Raw genomic sequence first — 24301 nt, forward strand, 5'->3', positions numbered from 1 at the left:
ACAAGCCTGTTCGGTCGTGTCCCTCCGTGCTTACCTCGTCGCAAGTCCGCGCCCTCCCCCGCACGAGGAGCACCATGAGCACACAAGCCGACACCTCGGCCTGGTCCTTCGAGACCAAGCAGATCCACGCCGGTGCCGCACCCGACCCGACGACCGGCGCCCGGGCCACGCCGATCTACCAGACCACGTCGTTCGCCTTCCGGGACACCCGGCACGCGGCCGACCTGTTCTCGCTCGCCGAGCCCGGCAACATCTACACCCGCCTCCACAACCCCACCCAGGACGTCTTCGAGCAGCGCGTCGCAGCGCTGGAGGGCGGGGTCGCCGCGGTGGCGCTGTCCTCCGGGCAGGCGGCCGAGACGCTGGCCATCCTGACCCTGGCGAGCGCCGGCGACCACATCGTCTCCAGCACCTCGCTGTACGGCGGCACGTACAACCTGTTCCGGCACACTCTGCCGAAGCTGGGCATCGAGGTGTCCTTCGTGGACGACCCGGACGACGTGGAGGCCTGGCGGGCGGCGATCCGGCCCACCACCAAGGCGCTGTTCGCGGAGACGCTGGGCAATCCGCGGGGCAACGTGCTCGACGTGCGGGCGGTGGCGGACGTGGCGCACGCGGCGGGTGTCCCGCTGATCGTGGACAACACGGTCCCGACTCCCTACCTACTGCGGCCCATCGAGCACGGCGCGGACATCGTCGTGCACTCGGCGACCAAGTTCCTCGGCGGGCACGGGACCACGATCGCGGGTGTCGTGGTGGACGGCGGCACCTTCGACTTCGGCGCGCACGCCGACCGCTTCCCGGACTTCACCGAGCCCGACCCGAGCTACCACGGCCTGCGGTACTGGCCGGCGCTCGGCCCGGGCGCGTTCGCGATCAAGCTGCGGGTGCAGTTGCTGCGCGACCTCGGCCCGGCGCTCTCCCCGCACTCCGCGTTCCTGCTCCTGCAGGGCGTGGAGACGCTGAGCCTGCGCATCGAGCGGCACTCCGCGAACGCGCAGGCCCTCGCCGAGTGGCTGGAGCAGCGGGACGAGGTCGCCGCCGTGCACTATCCGGGCCTGGAGTCCAGCCGGTGGTACGAGGCCGGCCGGAAGTACCTGCCGCACGGTGCCGGTGCCGTCGTCTCCTTCGAGCTGCGGGACGGGGTCGAGGCGGGCAAGCGGTTCGTGGACGCGGTGGAACTGTTCAGTCACCTCGCCAACATCGGCGACGTGCGCAGCCTGATCATCCACCCCGCCTCCACCACCCACAGCCAGCTGGACGAGGAGCAGCTGGCGGCGACCGGCACGGCGCCGGGGCTGGTGCGGCTGTCGGTGGGCATCGAGAACCTGGCCGATCTCAAGGCGGACCTGGAGGCCGGGTTCCGCGCGGCCAAGGGCGCGTCCTGAGCGCCGTACCGGCCGCTCCCGAGAACCCGGTCCCCCTTCCGCCGGCCACCGGGGCCTGGCGGGAGGGGGACCCGCCCGGGCGACGCCGGTGGTACGTCGCGGAGAAACCGCTGCCGCTCGAGGCGGGCGGTGAACTGCCGGGAGCGCGGCTGGCGTTCGAGACCTGGGGGCGGCTCGCACCCGACCGTTCCAACGCCGTGCTGGTGCTGCACGCGCTCACCGGGGACAGTCATGTCTCCGGCCCGGCCGGGCCCGGCCATCCGACCCCCGGCTGGTGGGACGCGCTGGTCGGCCCCGGCCGGGCCCTGGACACCGACCGCTGGTTCGTCGTCGCGCCGAACGTCCTCGGCGGCTGCCAGGGCAGCACGGGACCGTCCGCCCGGCGCCCGGGCGCCGGGCGGGCCTGGGGCGGCGCCTTCCCGTTCCTGACCCAGCGCGACCAGGTGGCGGCGGAGGCCGGGCTGGCGGACGCCCTGGGGATCGACCGGTGGGCGCTGGTCGTCGGGGGCTCCATGGGCGGGATGCGGGCCGTGGAGTGGGCGGTGTCGCACCCCGGGCGGACGGGCGCGCTGCTCCTGCTCGCCACCACGGCCGCGGCGAGCGCGGAGCAGATCGCCTGGGCCGGCATCCAGCTGCACGCCGTCCGCAGCGATCCCCACTGGCAGGGCGGCAACTACCACGACACCGGCCGCGGGCCGCTCGCCGGCCTCGGCCTGGCCCGCCGTCTGGCCCACGTCACCTACCGCAGCGAGCCGGAACTCCAGGTCCGCTTCGGCCGTCTCCCGCAGGACTCGGAGGACCCGTGGCGCGGCGGCCGGTACCGGGTGGAGTCGTACCTCGACCACCACGCCACGAAGCTGGTCCGCCGCTTCGACGCGGCCAGTTACGTCGTCCTGACCGAGGCGATGAACGCCCACGACGTCGGCCGGGAGCGGGGCGGGATCCGGTCCGCCCTCGCCCGGGTGACCGCCCCCACCCTGGTCGCCGGCGTCGACTCCGACCGGCTCTATCCGCTCGCCCAGCAGGCGGAACTGGCCGCGCGGATCCCGTCGGCGGACCGGCTGCGGGTGGTGGAGTCGCCGTACGGGCACGACGGGTTCCTGATCGAGACCGGCCAGGTCGGCGCGCTCGTACGAGAGCTGCTCGGCTGACCGCTCACCACTCCCGAGTGGCGATCAGATCCTCCGTGTCCGCGTCCTCGAAGCCGTAGGCCCGCGCGACGAACCGGAAGTACCCGTCCTTGTACAGGCCCTCCAGGAAGGGGTGTTCGGCCACCCGGGTGTTGCTGATCGGCATGCTCCCGCCCGCCCTCGCTCGGTGCTGGTGTGACACCTTGATCCTGCACCACGCCACTGACAACGCCCCTGGAGCAGCCCGTGCCCGAGTCCGCCCCCTCGTTCGAACTCCTCCCGGGTGTCGCCGAGTCGCCCGTGCTGCTGCATGTGCCGCACTCCGCGCGGGCGATTCCACAGGACGTGCGGGAGGGGATCCTGCTGGACGACGCGGCGCTCGGGCTGGAGCTGGACCACATCACCGACGCGCACACCGCCCTGATCGCCGAGCGGGCGGCGGGGCTGGCCGGGATCACCCCCTGGCGGTTCGTCAACCGGCTGTCGCGGCTGGTCGTGGACCCGGAGCGGTTCCCGGACGAGCGGGAGGAGATGCTCGCCGTGGGGATGGGGGCCGTGTACACGCGGACCACGCACCGGGGCGAGCTGCGGGCCGCGGACACCGACCCCGAGCCCCTGGTCGAGCGGTACTTCCGGCCCTATGCGCGGGCGATGACCGAGGCGGTGGCCGGGCGGCTCGCCGCGACCGGGCGGGCGGTCGTGATCGACGTCCACTCCTACCCGAGCGAGGCGCTGCCGTACGAGCTGCACGGGGCGGGTCCGCGGCCGCCCGTGTGCCTGGGCACGGACGCCTTCCACACGCCGCCGGAGCTGAGGGAGGCCGCGCGGGAGGCGTTCGCGGGGTGCGGGGAGACGGGGCTGGACAGTCCGTTCAGCGGGACCTATGTGCCGCTGGAGTACTACGGGCGGGACCGGCGGGTGAGCGCGCTGATGGTGGAGATCCGGCGGGACACGTACATGACCGAGCCGGGCGGGCCGGCCGGGCCGGGCCTGGAGCGGCTCGCCGGTGCCCTGGCCGCGCTCGTGAACGCCCTGTAGCCCTCCGGCCGGAGCACTCCCGCAGGACCGCGGACGGGGCGCGTACGAGGCTGGGGCATGACGACCGAGGAGATCGCGCTCGGCGGACAGGCCGGGCCGCCCGTACCCGCACCTGGCCTTCGGCAACGGCCCGCCCTACTGCACCGGTGCCGTCCCCGCCCGGCCGCAGACCGAGCTGCTGGTCGACACGCTGCTGGACCGGCTGCCCGGGCTGCGCCTCGCGGTGCCGCCCGAGCAGGTGCGCCGGCGGCACCGCACGATGATCCGCGGGCCGCGGACGCTGCCCGTCACCTGGTGAGCCGGTTCCGGGCCTGGTGACCCGGTTCGGGACCTGGTGAGCCGGTTCAGGCCCGCAGCCACTCCGTGACGATCACCTCGCCGCCGGTCCGCAGCCGCAGGGCGAACGGGCCGGTGGGCGGCTGGTCGCTGGTGAAGCGGCCCAGGGTGTCGACCGTGACCGGGCGGGTCGTCTGCGGGCCGCCCAGCACCTCGATGCGCGCCGACTGCGGCGGCAGCACCTGCCCGATCAGCCCCTCCCCGGTGACCTCGACGTCGACGGTCAGCTCGCCCGCGCGGAAGGTCAGCATCCGCGGGGCCTCCGGCACTCCCCTGACCGGCAGCGCGTCCACCAGCGAGTCGAAGGTCAGCTCGGCGATCCGGGCATCCAGGTCGTGCAACGCGTAGGCTTCGAGCGCCAGTTGGCGTAGCCCGGCGGGGACGGGGTCCAGGACGGCGGCCGCCTGGCGCAGTTCCTCCTCCAGCAGATCGCCGTCGAACCCGGCGTCGTCGAAGTCCTCTTCGGGAAATCCGTTCCCGTGCACGTCGCTCATGCCGCCCCCCGTGCGTCCAACCGGGCCCGCAGCCGGCGCAGACAGCGCTGGCGCAGGGGCCCGATGCTGCCGACCGCGATACCGAGCGCGGCCGACACCTCCAGATAGCTCGGCGGCGGCGAGGCGATCAGCACCCGCAGCAGCTGCCTGCACCGCTCGCCGAGTGCCTCGAACTCCTGCCACAGCCGGCGGATCCGCTCCGCCTGGTCCGCCTCTTCTTCGGCGTCGATCAGGGTCTGCTCCGGGGTCCGCTCCTCGCTCGCCCGGTCCAGCACCTGCGGATCGTCGGTCAGCGTCAGCCGCGTCAGCCCTTTGAGCACCTTCAGGCACTCGTGCCGGGCCGTGCTGGCGAGCCAGGAGCCCGCCTTGTCGGGCTCCCGGAGACGGCCGAGGTGCTGGGCGAAGCGGAACCACGTGGTCTGGTAGACCTCGTGCCCGTCGGCGTCCGAGAGCCGGTGCGCGCGCACCACCGACCACACCAGCGGACTCATCCCTTCCACCAGCGCCTTCCAGGCCGCGGCGTCGCCGTCGACGGCAGACCGGACCAGCGCCCCGACCTCTGTACGGTCCACGGCTCCACCCCTCGTGTACGGCAGGTCATCGTACGCCGTGGAGCGGAGGGTTCCGGACCTCATGCGGGCCGGGCCGGGATCGCGACGGGAACCGGGCGCCAGGTGGGCGGCCGCAGCGCCGGAACGTGCGCCCCGCGCACCTCGGCGGATTCCGTGAGGGAACCGAGCAGTTGTGCGCGGGCCGCGCGCGGGTCGCGCTCCTTGTGCGCCGTCATGTGGGCGGCGACGAGCGCGGCGACGGCCGGGGTGGCGAAGGAGGTGCCGCTCCACTGCGCGAGGCCGTCGAACATCACCTGGTCGGGCTTGGCCGCGGTGCTCTCGCCCGCCTCGCTCAGCACGCCTGTGTGGCGCGGGTACTGGCAGGTGCAGGCGTAGGTGCAGCCGAAGCGGCAGGCGTCGTAGGTGGAGTGCTGGTAGACGTACGGCACGGGGATGTCGAAGCCGGTGAGGGCACTGGTCAGGCGCTCACCCGGGGCGTAGACGTGCACCCAGGGGCCGTGGTTGCTGAAGCAGGCGCCCGACTCTCCGTCCCCGCGCAGCGCGCCGACCGACAGCACGCTGTCCGCGTACTCCGGCAGGGCCGCGTAGGCGGCCGGCCAGAACGGGGTGTCGCTGCCGTTGTTGCCCGCGGCGGCCACCAGCAGCGTGCGCTGCTCGCGGAGTTCGCGCATGAACGCCTCAAGGCCGATCAGGCCCTCACCGGAGCCGGTGGAGGTGCCCGCGGAGAGGCTGATGATGTCGGGCCAGCCGCCCTGGTCGACGGCCTCGAACAGCTTCGCGCCGAACTCCGACTCCAGGATGGCGCCCACGTCGTCGAGCGTGCCCCGCACCGTGACGTCGGTGTTGGGCGCGACGGCCGCGACGATCCCGGCGATGAACGTGCCGTGGCCGACGTACTGGTGGAGCACTCCGTCGGCGCCGGTCTCGGTCACCTGCGGGTCGCCGGTGGTGTGCGCGAGGAGCGGATAGGACCGGTAGTCGTGCACCAGACCGGTGTCGATGACGAGGACGCCGACGGCGGTGTCCGGGTCGTGAAGGCCCTCCTGCGCGGCCGGGTTGGGCGGCTCGCTGCGCGGCGCGGGCACGGGCTCGTCGCCGGGGCAGGCGTTGACCGGGGCGATGTGGATCACGTGGTTGCGGCGGACCAGCCGGCGCCCCTGGCGTCCCTCGGCCTCCCGGAGGGCGCGCAGGGCGTGCGGGACGACGTCGTCGCCCTGGGCGGGGTCGCCGACCTGGATGCGGGTGACGCCGGTGCGGTTGGTCTCCGGGCCGGCCCGGCGCACGTGGTCGGCGACCAGGCCCCGGGTGTCGGTGAAGTGGGTGCGCACGGTGTCCTCGACCAGGCGGGCCTCCTCGCCGTCGCGGGCGAGGACGACGCCCTTCTCGTAGAGGAAGTGCGCGTCGTCGTCCGGGCCCATGGCCAGGGGAACGTCGGGCATCGAGCGCTGGATGTGGTGGAACTGCTCGTGGAATCGCTGTGGTGCCATGGTGTGTCCTCCCCCTGAGGCGGTGCTCCGACAGTCAGAGTCGCCCGACGACCGATTGATACAGCCCGCAAGTACGTGCGGTACAGCCCGAGGAGACCACGGAGAACCCGTGTGACGGGTTTGCCCAGGCCACTACCATGCGAGGGGTGACAGCGGGAAGCGAGTCGGTCCTCGAGCTGCTGCCCATGGTGTTCGCCGATCCGGGCGAGGCCAGGGCACGCGCGGATCAGGTACTGCACACCGATCCGTCGCCGCTGCACGCCAGCGTCGCCCATCAGGTACTCGGCATCTGGCAGCGGGACTTCGGCGATCTGAAGATCGCCCTGCGGCATCTGCGCAGGGCCCGGGACCTCGCCGCGCGCGCCGAGTCGGCCGAGCGGGAGGCGGACGTGCTCGCGACGCTCGGGGTCGCACTGGTGCACGCGGGGCGCACGCGGCAGGGGCTGGCGTCGTTCGAGCAGGGTGTCGCGCGGGGCAGCGGACACACCAGGGCACGGGTGCTGTACCGGCGGGCCTATGTGTGGTGGGTGCTGGGGCATCACCGGGAGTCCCTGGAGGACGTACGGCGGGCGCTTCCGGTGCTGCGGCACGCCGGCGACGGCATCTGGACCGCGCGGGCGCTGACCCTGCGGGCCACGGTGCATCTGGCGCAGGGCGCGGTGGACCGGGCGGTCGCGGACTTCACGGCCGCCGAGCGGCTGTGGGAGACCACCGGCCAGGAGCACGACAAGGCGGACGCGGTGGAGAGCCGGGGCCTGGCCGCGTTCCGCTCCGGGGACATCCCGGCGGCGCTGCGGCTGCTGGACGAGGCCGAGGAGCGGTACGGCAAGCTCGGCACGCCCACGTTCATGCTGTCCATCCGGCGCTGTGAGGTGCTGATGGCGGCGGGCCTCGCCCCGGAGGCGCTCGCGGAGGCGGACACGGCCATCGCGCTGCTGGACCGGATGGGCGGGCAGTCCACCCGCAAGGCCGAGCTGCTGCTGGCGGCCGCGCGGGCCGCCCGTTCGGCCGGGGACCCGGACACCGCCATCGCCCGCGCCGCCCATGCCGTACGGCTGTTCGCCGGGCAGCGGCGGACCTGGTGGGAGACGCATGCCCGGCTGGTGCTCATCGAGGCGCGGGTGGCGGCCGGGCGCCGGTCGGGGCGGCTCGTCGCTGACGCGGCGGCGGTCGCCGAGCGGCTGGCCTCCTTCGGCTCGCCCGCGGCGCCCGAGGCCTCCCTGCTGGCCGGCCGGATCGCGCTCGCGCTCGGGCGGACGGCGGACGCGGAGCGGCACCTGGCGGTGGCCGCGCGCAGCCGGCACGGCGGTCCGCCGCCGGCCCGGGTCACGGGCTGGGCCGCGCAGGCGCTGCGGGCCCGGGCGGCGGGTTCCGGGCGCGGTGTGCTGGAGGCCTGCCGGCGCGGCCTGGACGTCCTCGACGACCACCGGATGACGCTCGGCGCCTCCGAGCTGCGGGCCCGCGCCACCGCGCAGGGCGCCGAACTGGCCGCGCTCGCCCAGGAGGCGAGCTTCGAGAACGGCGGTCCGCGGCGGCTGCTGGAGTGGAGCGAGCGCTGGCGGGCGACCGTGCTGTCCGCGCCGCCCACTCGGCCGCCCGCCGACCCCGCGCTGCTCGGCAGCCTCACCGCCTACCGGGAGATAGCGGCCCGGGCGGAGGAAGCCCGCAGGGAGGGCCGCCCGATCCCGGCACTGGAGCGCGAACAGCGGCGGCTGGAACGGGAGATCCGCTCCCGTACCCACCACACCCGCGGCGACGGACCGGGCGAGGGCGACCGCTTCGACGCGGGCCGCCTGCTGGACCGGCTGGGCGAGGCGCGGCTGGTCGAACTCGCCGTCGTGGACGGTCAGGTGCACATCCTGCTCTGCGGGCAGGGCCGGGTACGGCGGTTCCCGGGCGGCGCGCTCGCGGAGGCGGTGGCCGAGGCCGAGCACGTGCAGGCCGGGCTACGACGGCTCGCGCACCCCGGAGGCGAGGCCCGGCTGCCGCTGGTCGAGGCGGCGGGACGGCGCCTGCAGGAGCTGCTGCTGGGCGGTGCCGTACCGCACCTCGGGTCCGGTCCGGTGGTGATCGTGCCGCCCGGCGCGCTGCACCGGGTGCCGTGGGCGCTGCTGCCCGCGCTGCGGGAGCGGGTGCTCAGCGTGTCGCCGTCCGCGGGCAGTTGGCTGCGGGCCCGGGAGACCGAGCCGCCGTCCGGCGGCCGGCACGTCCTGGTGCGCGGCCCCGGCCTCGCCACGGGCGGCGCGGAAGTGCCCGAACTGGCCGACCGGTACGGCACGGCGACGGTCCTGGAGGGCGAGGCGGCGCAGGTCCCCCAGGTGCTGGAGGACCTGGACGGCGCGGCCCTCGCCCACCTGGCCGCGCACGGCACGTTCCGCGCCGACAGCCCGCTGTTCTCGGCCCTCCGGATGGCCGACGGCCCGCTGATCGTGCACGACTTCGAGCGCCTGGCCCGCAGCCCGTACCGGATCATCCTCTCCAGCTGCGACACCGCCCGCCTCGCCTCGGTCGGCGCCGACGAACTCCTCGGCCTGGTCACCGCGTTGCTCCCGCTGGGCACGGCGGGGGTCGTGGCGAGCAGTGCGCCGGTCAACGACGCCGCGGTGGTCCCCCTGATGGTCGCCCTCCACAAGGGCCTCGACGCGGGCCTGAGCCTGGCCGAGGCCCTGCGCGACGCCCGCGCCGCCCAGCCCGGAGACCCGGTGCACCAGGCGACGGGATGGGCGTTCGCGGCGTTCGGGGCGGCGTGAGTGCGTCCGGTGCGGTGAAGGGTGGGCTCGCCCTCAGGCCGGTTCCGCCTCCGGCAGATCCGTGAGCCACGGCAGGGCCCCGCGGTCGCTGGCACCGAGCCGTGTGTAGGCGCTGTACAGGTGGTTGCCGACGGTACGGACCGACAGCGTCAGCCTCTCGGCGATCTGCCGGTTGCTCAGGCCCGCCGCCGCGAGCGTGACGATCTGCCGTTGGCGCGCGGTGAGTTCGCCGAGGACGAGTCCGGACAGCGCCGGGGTGCGGGCACCCTGGCAGCGGCGGGCCAGCGCGACCGCACGGGTCCGGGAGAGCCGGGCGGCGCGCGGATCGCGGTGGGCGCGGACGGCCTGCGCGTGCGCCTCGGCCGCGAACAGCAGGAAGCCGCGCCCCTCCAGTGCCTCGGCGACCCGGTCCAGCGCGGGCCCGTCACCCCGGGCGAGCGCGTCGGCGTGCTGCCCGAACACCCCGTCGCCCGGCAGCCGCCCCGCGGCCCGCTCGGGCGCGCCGAGGCGTACGGCGTCGTAGTGCGCGAACACATCGTCCCCGGCGATCCCGGCCAGGGCGGAATCGAGGTCACCGCGGGCCGCCGCGGCCCACACACCGCCTGCCGTCATCTCGCCCAGCTGCCCGGCGATTAAGTCGAGTTCCGTACCGCAGTCCGCGTCGTCCGGGGCCGCCCGCAGCCCCTCCCGCGCCCACGCCGCCGCTTCTCGCAGCTCCCCCCGCAGCCGGGCGTACCGAGCCCGTACGACCGCGTACCGGGCGGGGACGGGCAGTCCCTCTGACAGCAGCCAGTCCCCCACCGGCGTCGGTACGGTCCGCACGTCCTGCAGCGCCAACCCGCGCTCCAGTGAAGCCTGTTCGGCCTCCAGCGCCGGGCCGCACCGGTCGGGTGTGCGGGCCAGCCGGCGGGCCCGCAGCCGGCCGGCGGTGGCGCGCAGGGCCGGGCCGTGCAGGGGGTGGGCCAGGGTGACGGAGCCCTCGTCGTCGACCTCGATCAGGCCATTCGCCTCCAGGCGTTCGAGGACGTCCAGGTCCAGCTCGTCCAGGGCGAGCGGCAGGGGCTCGGCGAAGGCGAGCCGGTCGAGCGTCTCGCGCTCGTCGCCGTCGGGCCGCTCCAGGGCGGGGGCGAGGCGGTCGCGGACGCTCTCGGTGAGCGGGACCGGGCCGCGCCACGCCCACTCGTCGCCGCCCGGGACGCGGGCCAGCCCGCCGGACTGGCGCAGCGCGCCCAGCAGGTCGCGCAGCAGCCGTAGATCGCCCCGGCACATCCGGTGCAGCCGTCCCATGGTGAGCGGCTCCAGGCCGGCCGTGGCGAGCAGTTGGGCGGTGTCCTGGCGGGGCAGCGGCTCCAGCGTCAGGCGGGGCAGCAGCTCCCCCGTCCACAGCCGGGCCACCGCGCCCGGCGCCGGTACCCCGTCCGTGGCCGCCACGGCCAGGCGGGTGCGTCCGTGCACGGCGAGCTGGTGGACGAGCGCGGCCGAGGCCTCGTCCAGCAGATGGGCGTCGTCGACGACGAGGAGCCGTACGCCGGACAGGAGGTGCACCGCCCGGTGCAGCGAGACGGTGTCGGGCAGCAGGTGCGCGAAGGCGGCGAAGCGCAGTCCACGGGTCTCGGGCGTCCCGGTCACCCGGGCGCAGTCCGTGCCCCGGACCGCCTCCGTGATCAGCCGGGTCTTGCCGCAGCCCACCGGTCCGGTCACCACGACGCCGGGCCGTCCGGCCGCCAACGACCTGCGCACCAGCTCCAGTTCGTCCTCCCGGCCGGTGAACGGCCAGGGCAGTTCGAGCGTCTTCGCGTCCTGCTCGTAAGTCGTCACACCAAATGGAGCGCGACTACTCAGGTTTGATACAGGGCGACTTGAGTAGCCCCCGACTCAGGCGTCCGGCCCCCGGGGAGGGCACCCTGGCAGTCCGAGCCACCGTCCGGCACCGGGGGAAGCGGTCCGGCGGACGTAGCCTTCGGGGGAGGGATACGTCCGCCGGGCACGCCGATACGCCGTTCACCTGCGGCGCCACTCCTCGGCGAGGAGTTCGTAGGAGCGGACCCGGTCCGCGTGGTCGTGGGTGATGGTCGTGATGAGCAGTTCGTCGGCGCCCGTGGCTTCGCGGAGTTGCTCCAGCTGGTCGGCGACCCGGCCCGGCGAGCCGACGAACTGGGTGTCGACCCGGTCCTGAACCAGGGCCCGGTCCTCGTCGGACCAGGGGTGCGCGCGGGCCTCGTCGGGGGTCGGGAACGCGATGGCGCCCTCCGCGGTGCGGATGCTGCGCACCCAGGGGCCGTAGCCCGTGGCGAGTTCCCGGGCCGTCGCGTCGTCCTCGGCGACCACGACGTCCGCGGAGACGCTGACGTAGGGCTTGTCGAGGACGTCGGACGGCTGGAAGAAGGACCGGTAGCCGTCCACCGCCTCCAGGACCGTGCCCGGACTGACGTGGTAGTTCGCCGCGAAGCGCAGGCCACGCGCGCCCGCGACCTCGGCGCTCTGCCCGCCGCTGCTGCCGAGGATCCACACCTCGACGTCGGCCCCCTCGCCCGGCACGACATGTGCCTCGACGCCCTCCGGGGAGCGGTAGGTGCCGGCCAGCAGGGCGAGGATGTCGTCCGTCTGCTCGGCGTAGTCCTGGGACTCGGCGCCCGGCAGCAGGAGCAGCCTGCGCTGCAGGGCGATGCGGGGCGAGCCGAGGAGCTGCTCGAAGGAGAAGCGGGGCGGGATGAGCAGGCCGTTCGGGGCGCGGCCGTCGACCACCGGGGTGAGCGTCGGCGGCACGGCCGCCTTCCCGGCCGGCGGGCGGCCGCCGGAGCGGCCGAGGCCGAGGTCGAAGCGGCCGGGGTGCAGCGCGTCGAGGAGGCCGAACTCCTCGACCGTGCTGAGCGCGGTGCGGTGTCCGAGCTGGACGGCGCCCGAGCCGAGCCGGATGGTGGAGGTGGCCTCGGCCGTCAGCGCGAGCAGCACCGCGGGGGACGTACCCGCCACGCCGGGGTTGAGGTGGTGCTCGGCGAACCAGTAGCGGCCGTAGCCGAGGCGCTCGGCCTGTCGGGCCAGATCGACGGAGTTGCGCAGGGCCTGGCCGGCGGTGGACCCGGACGGGATCGGGACCAGGTCGAGGACGCCGAGGGGGATGTCGGCGGACACGGGCGGCTCCTCAGAGGTGGGCGGGTACGGGCTCGGGCAGCACCGGGGCCCAGGCGAACGGCGGGTCCGGGATGTCCTGGCGCAGCACCGGCGCGACCTCGCCCTGGAAACGCTCGAGGGAGTCCCGGTGCTGGGTGTCGGTCAGTCCGCCGGCGTCCGCGTGCAGGTGCAGCACCGTGTGCCCGAACTGCTCGTGGTAGCGGTGGACCTTCTCGATGACCTGCTGGGGGCTGCCGATCAGCGCCGAGCTGCGCTCCACGAAGTCCTCCAGCGTCTCGAAGACCACGGGCAGTCCGGTCTTCTTCTGGAACGCCAGGTTGCTCTCGAAGAGCGGGCGGTAGACGTCCAGCGCCTCCTGTGAGGTGCGGGCCACGTACAGGCCCGCCGAGCCCGCGCCGACCGCGATGTCCGCGGGGTCGTGGCCGTAGTGCTCCCAGCGCTCCCGGTAGTAGCGGATCAGTTCGGCGTACGGCTCGATCGGGTTGGTCACGTTGGCCGAGAACAGCGGATCGCCGTAGCGGGCGGCGAGGTCCACGCTCTCCTTGCTGGTCGCGCTCCCGTGCCAGACCCGGACGGGCTGCTGGTACGGGCGCGGCCAGACCTCGGCGTCCGTCAGCGGCGGACGGAAGCGGGTGTCGGCGGTGACCCTGTCCTGCCGCCAGATCCGCCGGAACACCTCGTAGCTCTCGGCGTTGCGGTCCCACTGGTCCTCGGGGGTGACCTGGAACAGCTCGCGCTGGGCGGCGCCGTTGCCCTTGCCGATGATCAGGTCGAGGCGGCCGCCCGAGAGATGGTCCAGCGTCGCGTAGTCCTCGTAGGCGCGGACAGGGTCGAGCAGGCTCAGCGTGGTGACGGCGGTGAAGAGCCGGATGCGCCGGGTGAGCGCGGCGATGTGGCTGAGCACCACCGTCGGCGAGGAGGAGATGAACGGCCGCTCGTGCCGCTCCCCCACGCCGAAGCCGTCGAAGCCCAGTTCCTCGGCGAGCACCGCGTTGTCGAGGACCTCGCGGAACCGGTCGTGCGTCGGCTTCTGTCTGCCGGTGACCGGGTCCGGGCGGTGCACGATCAGGGTGATGGCCAGGAACTTCATGACGCGGCCCGCTCGGCCGCGGAGTCGGCGTCCGGGTGGGCGAGGCCGAGGTGGTCGCGCAGGGTGGTGCCCTCGTACTCGGTGCGGAAGACGCCCTGCTCCTGGAGCAGCGGTACGACCTTGTCGGCGAAGGGGTCGAGGCCGCCGGGGGTGATGTGCGGGACGAGGATGAAGCCGTCGGAGGCGTCGGCCTGCACGAAGTCGTTGATGGTCCGGGCGACGGTGGCCGGGGAGCCGACGAAGGTCTGCCGGTTGCCGGTGTTGATGACCAGGTCGCGGATGGACCAGCCGTTGGCGGCGGCCAGCTCCCGCCACTCGCGGGCGATGGCGATCGGGTCGCGGTACATCCGCACCTGGGCGCGCCCGCGGGAGATGTGCTCCTCGCCGACCAGGGGGTCGACGTCGGGCAGCGGGCCCTCCGGGTCGTAGCCGGAGAGGTCCCGGTTCCAGACGAACTCCAGGTGCTTGAGGGCGGTGGCGCCGCTGACCTGCTGTCGGCGCACCTCGCGGGCGAGTTCGGCGGCCTCCTCGTCGGTGTCGCCGAGGACGAAGGTCGCGGCGGGCAGGATGAGCAGCTGGTCGGGCCGGCGGCCGTACTTGGCGAGGCGTCCCTTGACGTCCGTGTAGAAGGCCTGGCCCTCCTTGAGGGTGGAGTACCGGCTGAAGATCGCGTCCGCGCTCGATGCGGCGAACTCGCGGCCCTCGTCGGAGTCGCCGGCCTGGAAGATCACCGGGCGGCCCTGCGGGGAGCGCGGGACGTTGAAGCGGCCGTGGATGTCGAAGTGCTGCCCCTGGTGCACGAAGGCGCCCGCCTTGGCGTCGCCGAGGAAGGTGCCGGTGGCCTGGTCGGCGAGGATCTCGTCGCCGCGCCAGGAGTCGAACAGTTCGTTCGCGGTGGCCAGGAACTCCTTGGCGCGGGAGTAGCGCTCCTCCTGCGGCAGGAAGCCGCCGCGGCGGAAGTTCTCCCCGGTGAAGGCGTCCCAGGAGGTGACCACGTTCCAGGCGGAGCGGCCGCCGGAGAGGTGGTCGAGGCTGGCGAACTGGCGGGCCACCTCGTAGGGCTCGTTGAAGGTGGAGTTGATGGTGCCGGTCAGGCCGAGCCGGTCGGTGACGGCGGCCAGCGCGGCCAGCACGGTGAAGGTGTCGGGGCGGCCGACGACGTCCAGGTCGTATATCTGCCCGCCCTGTTCGCGCAGCCTGAGTCCCTCGGCGAGGAACAGGAAGTCGAACTTGGCGCGTTCGGCGGTGCGGGCGAAGTGCGCGAAGGAGCTGAACTCGATGTGGCTGCCGGCGGCCGGGTCGCTCCACACGGTGGTGTTGTTGACGCCGGGGAAGTGGGCTGCCAGGTGGATCTGCTTCAGCGGCTTGCTCATGGTCGTGCGTTCCTCCGGCTCAGGCGATGGCTGCGGCGTAGCGGTGGGCGGGGCGGGCGAGCCCGAGCAGGCCGCGCAGGGTGTCGGCCTCGTAGGCGTGCCGGAACAGGCCCCGGCGCTGCAGTTCGGGCACGAGTCCCTGGGTGATCCGGGGCAGGTCGTGGCCGAGTACGGCGGGCCGCAGCCGGAACCCGGTCAACCCGCCCTCCCCCAATTCCTCCAGCAGGTCGGCCAGTTGGGCGGGCGTACCGGCGAAGATCCGGGCGTCGCTGGTGTACCGCTCCCCCGCGAGGGCGTCGAGGCGCTCACGCCGGGCCGTGGCTGCGGCCTCGTCGTCGTCGAGGAAGACGACGAGGTCACCGAAGACGTGCAGGGTCTGGTCGGCGCGGCCCGCCACGGCCTGCTCGGCGCGTATCTCGGCGACGATCGCACGCGCCTGGTCGGTGTCGTGCGGGGTGACATAGCCGACGTCGGCCTGGCGGGCGACGAGCCGGTAGGGCACGGTGTCGTGGGCGAGGGCGGTGACGACCGGCTGTCCCTGGGGCGGGCGGGGCGTGATGGAGGGGCCCTTGACGCTGAAGTGGCGTCCCTCGAAGTCGATGTAGTGCAGCTTGTTCCGGTCGACGAAGCGGCCCGTGGCCGCGTCCCGGATCTCTGCATCGTCCTCCCAGCTGTCCCAGAGCCGGCGCACCACCTCCACATGGTCGGCGGCCTCGTCGAACAGCTCCGTGACCAGCTCCTGGGCGGACGGGCTGTCGTAGGCGTCGATCAGGGGGATCGTACGGCGGCCGAAGTGGGCGGCCTCGTTCGGCCGGGCGGTGATCTGCACGCGCAGTCCGGCACGGCCGGTGCTCACGTAGTCGAGGGTGGCGATCGCCTTGGAGATGTGGAACGGCTCCGTGTGGGTGGCCACCACCGTCGGAACCACGCCTATGTGCCGGGTCAGCGGGGCGATGCGGGAGGCGATCAGCACGGCGTCCAGACGGCCGCGGACCTGGTCGGTGCGGTCGTCCGGTTCGAGGAAGCCGGAGGACTGCGGGCCGAGGCCGTCCTCGATGGTCACGAAGTCGAGCAGCCCGCGCTCGGCCTCGGCGACCAGGTCGGCCCAGTAACCGGCGGTGAACAGGTCCCGGGGCCGGGCCACCGGCTCGCGCCAGGAGGCCGGGTGCCAGCCGGTGCCGTCCAGGGCGACGGCAAGATGCAGGGAGGGGGAGGGAGTTGACGACACGCGGGTGCCTTCCTGGATGTCCGTACGAGAACACCGGCTCGCGGCAGCGGGGCGTCGGCGGCGGGCGAGCGCGGCAGGGGGAAGCCCGGGCCTGGCTCCGAGAGGAAGCCTTGAGGCCGGGGAGAAGTCAGCGGCGACAGAGTGCGCCGGCCACGCGCTGGAGGTCTATGTGCGGCCGGGAGTGCAGGCGGACGGAGCGGTACGGCTGCGGGACGCGCAGCGGGAGTACACGGGTCACGGCCCACACCTCCGTCCGTCGGGCGCGGCGGGCCGGGTCGGCGTCCGCCTGGCGGATCTCGTCATGAGTCAGAACGCCCGGGTGGCGCCGGATGTTCCCGGGCCGCGGAACTGTGTTCCCGGGCTGCCGAGCTGTGTTCCCGGGCTGCCGAGCTGTGTTCCCGGGCTGCGGAGCTGCAGGATGCGTGAGCGCCGGCGCAGGGTGAAGCCGATCGACTCGTACAGCCGGATCGCCGGTGTGTTGTCCGCCGCGGCGTGCAGGAACGGGGTGTCCCCGCGCTCCCTGATGCCCGCGCCGACCGCGCGGACCAGCCGGGTCGCGAGCCCCCTGCCGCGGTGTTCCGGGTCGGTGCACACGGCGCTGATCTCCGTCCAGCCGGGCAGCCGCAGCCGCTCCCCGGCCAGGGCGATCAGCCGTCCCTCGTGCCGGATGCCGAGGTAGGCGCCCATCTCGACGGTCCGCTTCAGGAACGGGCCGGGCCTGGTACGGGCGACCAGGTCGAGGATCTCGGGCACGTCGGCGGGTCCGAGCCGTACCGCCTCCGGGGCGGGCTCGGCCCGCAGCGCGGTGTCGACGAGCTGGACGCCCTCCCCGCCGCCGATGACCTCCCAACCGGCGGGAACCTGGTCAACGGGCTTGATCCGTACGGTCGTTCCCGGTCCGACGAGGGTGTGCAGGTCGGCCCAGGCGGTGGGGTCGGCCGGGTCGGCGAGGGCTGCGTAGGCGTAGATCTCGGGCTGGTAGCGGGCGGCGCGGCCGACCCGTTCGGCGAGGTGGGCGTGGGGGCCGTCGAGGGCGGCCCAGACGGCGTTGTCGAGGACGGGGGCTGTGGGCAGGGGCAGGGCTCCGCCTCCGCGGAGGTCGGTCTGGTGGGTCACGGAGGCGGAGTCCTCTCTTCACTCAACTTGCATGAGTTTTTTCAGGTGTGACGACTGATCAGGAGTTGCTCAGCGGCAGTCCGGGCGGGTTGACCTCGGACTTGGCGACGGCCTCGTTGGAGAGGTTCCAGGCGGCCAGCCACTTCGCGTACTGACCGTTCTTGATCAGGTAGTTGATGGCGTCGGCGAGCGGCTTGGCGAGGCCGCTGTCCTTCTTCGCGGTGCCTGCGATCAGGCCCTGGAGGCTCGATCCGGCGCCGGAGTACGTGCCGGCGTTGCGGGTGGCGTTGGGCGTCTTCGCCGTCTGGGTGATGTGGTAGGCGATGGTCGGGTTGGGGCCGAAGTGGGCGTCGATCTTGCCGCTGTTGAGCGCCAGGTAGGTGCCGTTGCTGTCCGGGAAGTGCTTGATGGTGAGCTTCTTGCCCTCGCTCTGCAGCTTCTTCTGCCACTCCAGGAGGATGCGCTCCTGATTGGTGCCCGAACCGACCTCGACGGTCTTGCCGGCGAGGTTCTCGTAGTTGCCGTCGAAGTTCCACTTGCTGGACTTCGCCACCTCGAAGGCGAGGTTGTCCTGCCGGTAGGAGGCGAACTCGTACTTCTTCTTGCGTTCCTCGGTGTCGGTGACGTTCGAGAAGGCCACGTTCACCTTGCCGCTGTCGAGCCCGACGAAGAGGTTCTCCCAGGTGAAGTTCTTGATCTCCGGCTTCAGGCCGAGGACGGCGGCGACGAGGCGGCCGAAGTCGGGCTCGGAGCCGGTGATGGTCTTCTGGTCGCTGCCCACGTAGGCCAGGGGCGCGGAGCCGGACGGCAGGGCGCCGATGCCGATGACCAGCTTGCCGCTCTTCTTGACGGAGTCGGGCAGTTCGGCGCTGATCGACTTCACCTCGGACACCTTGAGGGCGGTCTCCTTGGCCGCGCCGTTGGACAGCTGCCCCACGGTCACGCTCCCGGAGGCGGCATCGTCGGTCTTGGTGGCGGCGTCGCTGTCACCACCGCAGGCGGCGAGCCCGGTGGCGAGGGTGGCGACGGCGGTCGCCGCGGTGATGCCGCGTATCAGGCTGCGTCGGGTGAAGTGGGTAGACATGGCCGTTCCTTGTCGCTGGGAGGGTGAGGAGAGCGGTGGCGTGGGGGGAGGTCATGGGGAGCGGTGGGTCACAGGACCTTGCTGAGGAAGTCCCTGGTCCGCTCGTGCCGGGGCTTGTCGAGGACCTCGGAGGGCGGGCCCTGTTCGACGATCCTTCCGCCGTCGATGAAGACGACCCGGTCGGCGATCTCGCGGGCGAAGCCGATCTCGTGGGTGACGATGACGAGGGTGGTGCCGGTGGACGCCAGGTCCTTGATGACCGCGAGGACTTCGCCGACGAGTTCGGGGTCGAGGGCGGAGGTGGGTTCGTCGAAGAGGATGACGCCGGGGCGCAGGGCGAGGGCGCGGGCGATGGCGACGCGCTGCTGCTGGCCGCCGGACAGCTGCCGCGGGTAGGCGTCCGTCTTGTCGGCGAGGCCGACCCGGTCGAGGAGTTCGCGGGCGAGTTCCCGCGCCTCGGGCTTGCCGAGCCTGCCGGTGGCGACCGGGGCGGCGGCCACGTTGTCCAGGACCGTCAGGTGCGGGAACAGGTTGAAGTTCTGGAAGACGAACCCGATCCGGCCGCGCTGGGCCAGGATGACGCGCTCGCTCAGCTCCTTGAGCCGGTCGCCCTGCCGCTTCACGCCGATCAGTTCGCCGTTGACGCTGACGTGGCCGATCTCCGGCTTCTCCAGGTGGTTGATGACCCGCAGCAGCGTGGACTTCCCGGAGCCGGACGGGCCCAGGATGACGGTCACCTCGCCCGGACGCACGGTCAGGTCGATGCCGTTCAGGACCCGGTGGGTGCCGTACCACTTGTGCACGTCGTGCACCTCGACGGTGGCGGCCTCGATGTCCGCCGGCGGCTCGAGTGTCTTCGCGGTCATACGGCGGCCTCCCTGCGGATGCGGGCTCGCAGGTCGGTCAGACCCGTGCGGAGCTGCTGCAACGGCGTCGGCGGCAGGGTGCGGCTGGCGCCCCGGGCGTAGTACCGCTCGACGTAGAACTGGATGACGGAGACGACGCTCGTCAGGATCAGGTACCAGACGGTGACGACCAGCAGCAGCGGCACGATGTCGCCGGGGTAGGTGGCGCCCATGGTCTGGGCGGTGCCGAACAGGTCGAGGAGCGAGACGTAGAAGACCAGCGACGTGCTCTTGACCAGGCCGATGAGCTGGTTGACGTAGTTCGGGGTGATCGAGCGCAGCGCCTGCGGGAAGACGATCTTCGTGAACTGGTAGCTCTTGGGCAGGCCGAGGGCGGCCGCCGCCTCGTGCTGGCCCTGGTCGACGGAGAGGATGCCGCCCCGGACGACCTCGGCCGCGTAGGCCGCCTCGTTGAGGCTGAGGCCGATGACGGCGATGACCATGTCGGTGGCGAGCTTCGACTCGTCGAAGGAGAAGAAGGCCGGCCCGAAGGGGACACCGACGCTCAACGTCTTGTACAGGGCACTGAAGTTGTAGAGGAAGAGCAGCACCACGATCAGCGGGATGGAGCGCAGCGCCCACACGTAGGTCCAGCTGACCGCGCGCAGGACCGGGGACTTCGAGAGTCGGGCCAGCGCGAGGAGGATGCCGCCGAGCAGGCCCAACACGGCACTGTACGCGGTCACTTCGAGGGTGATGAGCAGTCCGTCGAGGATCGTCGGCCGCAGGAACCAGTACCCGAAGCGGTCCCACTGGTAGAAGGGGTTGGTCGTCAGGCCGTGGACGAACTGGGCCACGAGGACCAGGACGACGGCGGTGGCGATCCAGCGTCCGGGCCGCCTGAGCGGGAGAACCCGCTGTGCTGCGAGGGGTTTTGACGGGGTGTCGGCGGGCGGTGCCTCGGCGAGGGACACTGCGGTGCCTGGGGGTTCACTCATGGTGGGCTCCGGCGGAGTCGGACACCCCCGGGGGCCACGGCAGCCGTGCGCTACGGCGGCATGCTCAGCGCACGGGCGTGCGGGGGCACCGGGGGCGGGGAGGGCAACGGCACACCGCGCGGGCGGTGTTCGTCAGGGCGTGCGGGGCTGCGGGGAGGTGTCAGCCCCGACAGCGGGCGCGGCCCGGTGCGGTACACAGTGCGCTGTTCACCCGGAGCAGATCGACGGCGCGGTTGGCGACCAGCAGGTTCGCGGACGACCGTACGCAGCCCTGAGGGCGGCGGGTGGCCGTCCTGGAAGCTGCGTACATGGCGTCACCTGTCACTGTTCCGGCCCTGCGGGGCCCTCGCGCTTACCGAAATCGTCGTCCGGTCCGGTCGTCACCTGGGGCACCCCACCGCGATGCGAGGGTTGCCGGTCAGCGAGCCAGGGCTTGGCGCTGACGCTCATGACCGTTCTGTGCAGCAAGTAAAGGCAGTTGGCCGTTCACATGTCAACGACTGTCCGAGGGATGGACCTGCCCGGTCTGCTCTCACCTGCTGGAAGTGCCCAGGTCGTCGGCCGCGTGGCCCGTCCAGTCCAGGATTTGGACGGCGGCTCCGGCGGCCTCCAGCCCCTGGCAGCGCTCGTGGTGGCGGCGGGCGATGCCGTCGAGGTCGAGGTGGGCACCGAAGGCGGGGTGGGCGGCCAGCCGGCGGGCGTGGCCCCACAGCGCCGGGTGGCCGGCGATGCGGTGCACGGCGGAGGCGTCGAGGTGGCAGCGGTGCACGGTGTCCAGCTGCACCAGGGTCACCCACAACTCGACGTCGGCGGCGGTGAGCCGGCCGTCGACGAGGTACTCCTCACCCTCCAGGTACCGCTCGATCCTGCCCAGCGTGTCCAGCAGCTGTTCGAGCGCGGCGGCCCGCTCGGCGGGGTCGGCGTCGGCCCGTCCGGCGCGCTGCGCGGCCTCCTCGATGCCCTCGGCACAGAGCCGTTCGACGGCTTCGATCTGGCTCTCCGCGCCGCACGGGTACAGGGAGGGGCGCGCGTCCCCGGGGAAGCGGTCCAGGTCGCGCAGGATGTCCGGGGCATGGGTGCTGACGATGCGTCCGGACCAGTCGTCGCTGAGCACCGGCGCGAGGGCCGGTCCGGTGTAGTGGTGGGCGCTCGCCTCGTACAGCGGGCGCAGGGCGGCGTGGCCGCCGCCGGGCCGGTCCGGGACGGCGGGCAGGAAGGTGACCGGACAGCTGTCGTCGAGGCCTAGGAGGCTGTGGCCGATGGCGAGGCGCAGTCCGTCGGGACAGGCGGTGGACAGATGGAGCCGGTAGCGGTGCGGCACGGCGTAGTGGCCGCTGCGCGCGTCCCGGCCGATCCGGCCCCGGAAGGCGGGGGCGGTGCGGTGGGCGGTCGGGACGGCGGCGAGCGGAGTGATGGACATGCGTCTCCCCTGTGGCGGGCGCGCGGACGTACGCGCGGCGGAAGCGTCGTCGGTCGGTGGGTGCCGGGGCGTCCTGCCGGCTCCGGATGCCCGGGACACCGGGCCCGGCTCGGCGCGGGGGCGGACCGGCTGGGCCCTGAAGGCCCGCCTCAGCCCCGGAGGCTCAGCCCCGCGGGCTGATCGCGCTGCAGACGCGCAGCAGGTCGATGTGCAGGCGGGAGGTGAGAAGGGGTGCGTACAACGGCGTACGGCTCGCTCGGCCGACGACCGTCTGGAGGCGCACCATGTTTCCCTACCTGTTCACTAGGATTCCCTCCCCTGGAGTGTCGATCCGCCGCCGTACGACGTCAAGGGGGCGTCCACGCCTGGGACGCCGGGCGGGTGATGAGAGCGGCCTCTGAAAATGAGAGTTGACAAGGCCTCTGACCTGCGCACTAGCAGTTTGACGGTCATCGTAGTAGTGCGAGTTCGGGTCATTGGAAATGAGAGTGGCTCTGACCTGCACTTATAGAGACGCCTGACGGTGATCTTTGAGGCGGAGCCTGCCGTCGGCGCCCTGGCCGGAACACGGATGGACGGGCGCACAACGGCCGCGACCTCGCCGGAGAACGGTAGGTGACACTTCGATCGAACGCCCAGCGAGTGCAGGGCCAAGGCTTCGGCGTAGTTGTGTGACGCCTGTTTTGTGATCACGTGAGGCCGAGGAGTGCGAGGGGCGGCGAGGGTTGAGGCGCGTCCCGGAGGGCTTGATCGTTAAATGACTATCGCCCATGCGCACCAGCCCACGGTTCGGCCCCCAACCTCAACCACAGGAACCTACTGGTGCTTCGACCATGACCAGACACATAGGGGGCCCCGCAGGATTGTCACCTCGGGGAAGAGGCCGACCACAGCCCCTTGCCGACCCAGGGTGAACCCCTCCACGCGGTCCGTACGTCGGCCGCGTTCACCAACCGGGCGAGCAGCTACGCCCGTTGTCGGTGCGCCATGCGACCCTCAACTTCGTCTGAGCGCTGCAGCCAGCACACCTGTTGAGATGGGGGACGACATGAGTGACGACACACGGACCGCCGCGCCTTTGCCGGAGGACGCGCTGCGCTCTGCCCGGCTGCTTGCCCGTGCCGAGGCGGCCGTCATGGCACTCTTCGCCACGCGGGCCTATGAACTCGGTTGGACGGTACGGAGCAAGCTGAGCGGCATCCTGGACCACGTGACGCTGTCCTGCGACGCGGGACATTCGACTCAGGTGACCCCCGTGACCGCGCTGCACCCCAAGCTCGGTAGCACGATCGTCCGGGCACCCGAGGGGAGTGTCTTCCTCCTGGAGGCCGGAATGGAGCACATGGCAATGCCGGGAACGAGGAAGCTGGCAGCTTTCCCGATGGCTCTGGAGGAGTGCGAGCATTGCGCGCGGAAGCGGTGGGAGGAAACCGCCAGTGCGTCGTTTGCTGCCTACGCCATCGAGACCGACCTTCGAATCCTGGCCGACGCCGCATCGGTTAACGGGTATCCGGCGAAACAGGTTCGCTGCCTGCACGGGCATGAGTTCACCATCACCGCGATGAATCCACGTACCCCCGGGCGCTTGCCGGGGGGTGCCTACGGATTCACAACGGGTTCCGACGGCGCCGGGGATCCCTGCGTTACGTGTCGCGGCATCTCCCAGACGCCCAAGCTCGTTGAGTTCAGGCGCCGTGCCCACGAGCAGGACTTGATGATCCTGGACGTCATGTCAGACCACATTCTCCAGACTGTGCGCCTGTGCTGCGTTGCCGGGCATCTGACCTCGGTGGGCATCAACACCGGGTTAAAGCGCGAGTTGCTTTGCGCCCGATGCAGTGGAGTGGGTGTTCGCCCCGAACCAACCGTGTACTACGTGGTGACCGACGGGGCTATGGTGAAGCCCGGAATCTCCTCGGGTGACGGACGAGGGCGGCTTGATACCCACCGCAGCCAACATGGTCTGGGTCAAGTCCGCAGGCTCATAACCGACCTGCCCGTCGGCGCAGCTCGCGATGTCGAGCGGCATGTCCTGGACTGTTTGGCCAGCCAGGGCATCCGGCCGGTGATGGGCTCCGAGTATTTCCGTGCCGCGCATACTGACCGGGTGCTGGAGCTGGCTGACGGGTGGTTCGCAGCGAACCTGCCGAACTTCCCGTGGGCGGCGACCACCTAGCGTTCCCTCTCGGCTCTCGCCCTCGGCGACCCAGAGCTCGGGTTCCTCGATCCGCGGCGAACAGCCTTCCCGGCGGGGAAGTAATCAGCTCAAGCGGTGACGGTCCGCCACCTGCCCTGCGCTTCTCGACCTGGACCTGATAAGTCATGGAGGTCCCAGCATTCGCCGCGCACCAGGTTGCCGTCCCCGCACGGCTGTTGGTACGGGGCAGGTGCCAGCGGGGCTGCTTGTCAGAACCGGTCGATGCGGACGGCGAGGCAGTCTCCGCACAGGCCGGTGTCGTCGTCATCCGCGGGAACGTGGGTGTTGAGGCAGTCGTCGCACTGGGTGATCACAGCGAAAGTCCGTCTGTCCCTGGCGTGGCGGGCGGCCTCGGCGATCAGGCCCTCGAGCAGTGCGGTGAAGACGCCGGCGTCCCTCCACACCCGGAAGCGGCCGTAGACAGTCGGCCACGGGCCGAACTCGCCGGGCATCTCCCGCCACTGGCTGCTGGTGCGGAACCGCCAGACCACCCCCTCGAACTGATCCCGCAGCCGCTCGGGGTACGGCCCGTACTCGCCTATCGGCAGGAACGGCTCGATCAACTTCCACTGTTCATCGGTGAGTTGCCTGCACGTCACGATCGTTTTCCTACCGGATCCCCC

At 72.4% G+C, this 24301-nt stretch carries 22 protein-coding genes, 2 pseudogenes and 1 riboswitch; of the genes and pseudogenes, 6 read left to right on the forward strand and 18 right to left on the reverse strand.

Features of this window, described 5'->3' with window-relative positions; all coding sequences use genetic code 11:
• Positions 1–74 precede the first annotated feature (74 nt).
• Positions 75–1388: a bifunctional o-acetylhomoserine/o-acetylserine sulfhydrylase gene (locus tag CRP49_RS42490; protein WP_097258690.1), complete on the forward strand. Its 1314-nt coding sequence runs from the start codon at positions 75–77 to the stop codon at positions 1386–1388.
• The gene (locus CRP49_RS42495; protein WP_097259327.1) at positions 1385–2539 is read left to right on the forward strand and encodes a homoserine O-acetyltransferase; all 1155 of its coding nucleotides are present in this window, start codon (positions 1385–1387) and stop codon (positions 2537–2539) included. Before CRP49_RS42490 ends, CRP49_RS42495 begins: the two co-directional genes overlap by 4 nt.
• A gap of 4 nt (positions 2540–2543) precedes the next feature.
• On the opposite strand, the gene CRP49_RS47385 is transcribed toward CRP49_RS42495, so the two are convergent.
• Positions 2544–2684 carry a DUF5713 family protein gene (locus CRP49_RS47385; RefSeq protein WP_179852025.1) on the reverse strand — a complete coding sequence of 47 codons (141 nt, stop codon included), beginning with the start codon at positions 2682–2684 and terminating at the stop codon, positions 2544–2546.
• An 80-nt stretch (positions 2685–2764) separates the two neighbouring features.
• Between CRP49_RS47385 and CRP49_RS42500 the strand changes: the two genes are divergently transcribed.
• Both CRP49_RS42500 and CRP49_RS48695 read left to right on the forward strand, forming a co-directional pair.
• Entirely contained in the window at positions 2765–3556 is a 792-nt protein-coding gene (locus CRP49_RS42500; RefSeq protein WP_097258691.1) for an N-formylglutamate amidohydrolase, read from the forward strand.
• A 100-nt stretch (positions 3557–3656) separates the two neighbouring features.
• A pseudogene (locus CRP49_RS48695) lies at positions 3657–3854 on the forward strand (cytochrome P450); the annotation flags it as partial.
• A gap of 46 nt (positions 3855–3900) precedes the next feature.
• On the opposite strand, the gene CRP49_RS42510 reads toward CRP49_RS48695, so the two are convergent.
• The 3 genes from CRP49_RS42510 to CRP49_RS42520 are packed head-to-tail and all read right to left on the reverse strand — an operon-like array spanning position 3901 to position 6445.
• A complete protein-coding gene (locus CRP49_RS42510) occupies positions 3901–4386 on the reverse strand; it encodes a hypothetical protein (protein ID WP_179852026.1) in 486 nt (161 codons plus the stop codon).
• Positions 4383–5021: an RNA polymerase sigma factor gene (locus CRP49_RS42515; RefSeq protein WP_179852027.1), complete on the reverse strand. Its 639-nt coding sequence runs from the start codon at positions 5019–5021 to the stop codon at positions 4383–4385. The genes CRP49_RS42510 and CRP49_RS42515 overlap by 4 nt, the downstream gene beginning before the upstream one ends.
• Positions 5018–6445 carry a S8/S53 family peptidase gene (locus CRP49_RS42520; protein WP_097258692.1) on the reverse strand — a complete coding sequence of 476 codons (1428 nt, stop codon included), beginning with the start codon at positions 6443–6445 and terminating at the stop codon, positions 5018–5020. The genes CRP49_RS42515 and CRP49_RS42520 overlap by 4 nt, the downstream gene beginning before the upstream one ends.
• Positions 6446–6582: 137 nt before the next feature.
• Between CRP49_RS42520 and CRP49_RS42525 the strand changes: the two genes are divergently transcribed.
• Positions 6583–9195 (forward strand): CHAT domain-containing protein, encoded by a 2613-nt coding sequence (locus CRP49_RS42525; protein ID WP_097258693.1) that lies wholly within the window; start codon positions 6583–6585, stop codon positions 9193–9195.
• A gap of 33 nt (positions 9196–9228) precedes the next feature.
• On the opposite strand, the gene CRP49_RS42530 is transcribed toward CRP49_RS42525, so the two are convergent.
• The 13 genes from CRP49_RS42530 to CRP49_RS48700 form a co-directional block, all read right to left on the reverse strand.
• A complete protein-coding gene (locus CRP49_RS42530; RefSeq protein WP_097258694.1) occupies positions 9229–11013 on the reverse strand; it encodes a LuxR C-terminal-related transcriptional regulator in 1785 nt (594 codons plus the stop codon).
• A 183-nt stretch (positions 11014–11196) separates the two neighbouring features.
• The gene (locus CRP49_RS42535; protein ID WP_097258695.1) at positions 11197–12327 is read right to left on the reverse strand and encodes an LLM class flavin-dependent oxidoreductase; all 1131 of its coding nucleotides are present in this window, start codon (positions 12325–12327) and stop codon (positions 11197–11199) included.
• Positions 12328–12337: 10 nt separating this feature from the next.
• Positions 12338–13417, reverse strand: a complete 1080-nt coding sequence (locus tag CRP49_RS42540) for an LLM class flavin-dependent oxidoreductase (protein WP_097258696.1) — start codon at positions 13415–13417, stop codon at positions 12338–12340.
• A complete protein-coding gene (locus tag CRP49_RS42545; RefSeq protein ID WP_097258697.1) occupies positions 13414–14790 on the reverse strand; it encodes an NtaA/DmoA family FMN-dependent monooxygenase in 1377 nt (458 codons plus the stop codon). Before CRP49_RS42545 ends, CRP49_RS42540 begins: the two co-directional genes overlap by 4 nt.
• Positions 14791–14809: 19 nt before the next feature.
• Positions 14810–16018: an LLM class flavin-dependent oxidoreductase gene (locus CRP49_RS42550; protein WP_097258698.1), complete on the reverse strand. Its 1209-nt coding sequence runs from the start codon at positions 16016–16018 to the stop codon at positions 14810–14812.
• A gap of 127 nt (positions 16019–16145) precedes the next feature.
• Positions 16146–16256 carry a putative leader peptide gene (locus CRP49_RS49470; protein ID WP_359067344.1) on the reverse strand — a complete coding sequence of 37 codons (111 nt, stop codon included), beginning with the start codon at positions 16254–16256 and terminating at the stop codon, positions 16146–16148.
• A gap of 68 nt (positions 16257–16324) precedes the next feature.
• Positions 16325–17134 (reverse strand): GNAT family N-acetyltransferase, encoded by an 810-nt coding sequence (locus tag CRP49_RS42555; RefSeq protein WP_179852028.1) that lies wholly within the window; start codon positions 17132–17134, stop codon positions 16325–16327.
• A 58-nt stretch (positions 17135–17192) separates the two neighbouring features.
• On the reverse strand, positions 17193–18218 hold the full coding sequence (locus tag CRP49_RS42560) for a transporter substrate-binding domain-containing protein (protein ID WP_097258699.1): 1026 nt from the start codon (positions 18216–18218) through the stop codon (positions 17193–17195).
• 68 nt (positions 18219–18286) lie between these two features.
• Complete coding sequence (locus CRP49_RS42565; RefSeq protein ID WP_097258700.1) at positions 18287–19084, reverse strand: amino acid ABC transporter ATP-binding protein; 798 nt, start codon at positions 19082–19084, stop codon at positions 18287–18289.
• Positions 19081–20061: an amino acid ABC transporter permease gene (locus tag CRP49_RS42570; protein WP_097258701.1), complete on the reverse strand. Its 981-nt coding sequence runs from the start codon at positions 20059–20061 to the stop codon at positions 19081–19083. The genes CRP49_RS42565 and CRP49_RS42570 overlap by 4 nt, the downstream gene beginning before the upstream one ends.
• A gap of 160 nt (positions 20062–20221) precedes the next feature.
• Positions 20222–20371: a hypothetical protein gene (locus tag CRP49_RS47395; protein ID WP_179852029.1), complete on the reverse strand. Its 150-nt coding sequence runs from the start codon at positions 20369–20371 to the stop codon at positions 20222–20224.
• 33 nt (positions 20372–20404) lie between these two features.
• Positions 20405–20515: riboswitch (SAM riboswitch) on the reverse strand.
• A 78-nt stretch (positions 20516–20593) separates the two neighbouring features.
• Entirely contained in the window at positions 20594–21481 is an 888-nt protein-coding gene (locus tag CRP49_RS42575) for a glutathione S-transferase C-terminal domain-containing protein (RefSeq protein WP_097258702.1), read from the reverse strand.
• 163 nt (positions 21482–21644) lie between these two features.
• Positions 21645–21767: a putative leader peptide gene (locus CRP49_RS48700; RefSeq protein WP_257033825.1), complete on the reverse strand. Its 123-nt coding sequence runs from the start codon at positions 21765–21767 to the stop codon at positions 21645–21647.
• A 762-nt stretch (positions 21768–22529) separates the two neighbouring features.
• Here CRP49_RS48700 and CRP49_RS42580 point away from each other — a divergent pair.
• Positions 22530–23657, forward strand: a complete 1128-nt coding sequence (locus tag CRP49_RS42580) for a hypothetical protein (protein ID WP_143670104.1) — start codon at positions 22530–22532, stop codon at positions 23655–23657.
• 353 nt (positions 23658–24010) lie between these two features.
• Here CRP49_RS42580 and CRP49_RS42585 read toward each other — a convergent pair.
• Positions 24011–24277: pseudogene (locus CRP49_RS42585) on the reverse strand (transposase); the annotation flags it as partial.
• Between the last annotated feature and the right edge of the window lie 24 nt (positions 24278–24301).

The organism is Streptomyces sp. Ag109_G2-15 (genome assembly GCF_900215565.1).
Taxonomy (GTDB): domain Bacteria; phylum Actinomycetota; class Actinomycetes; order Streptomycetales; family Streptomycetaceae; genus Streptomyces; species Streptomyces diastatochromogenes.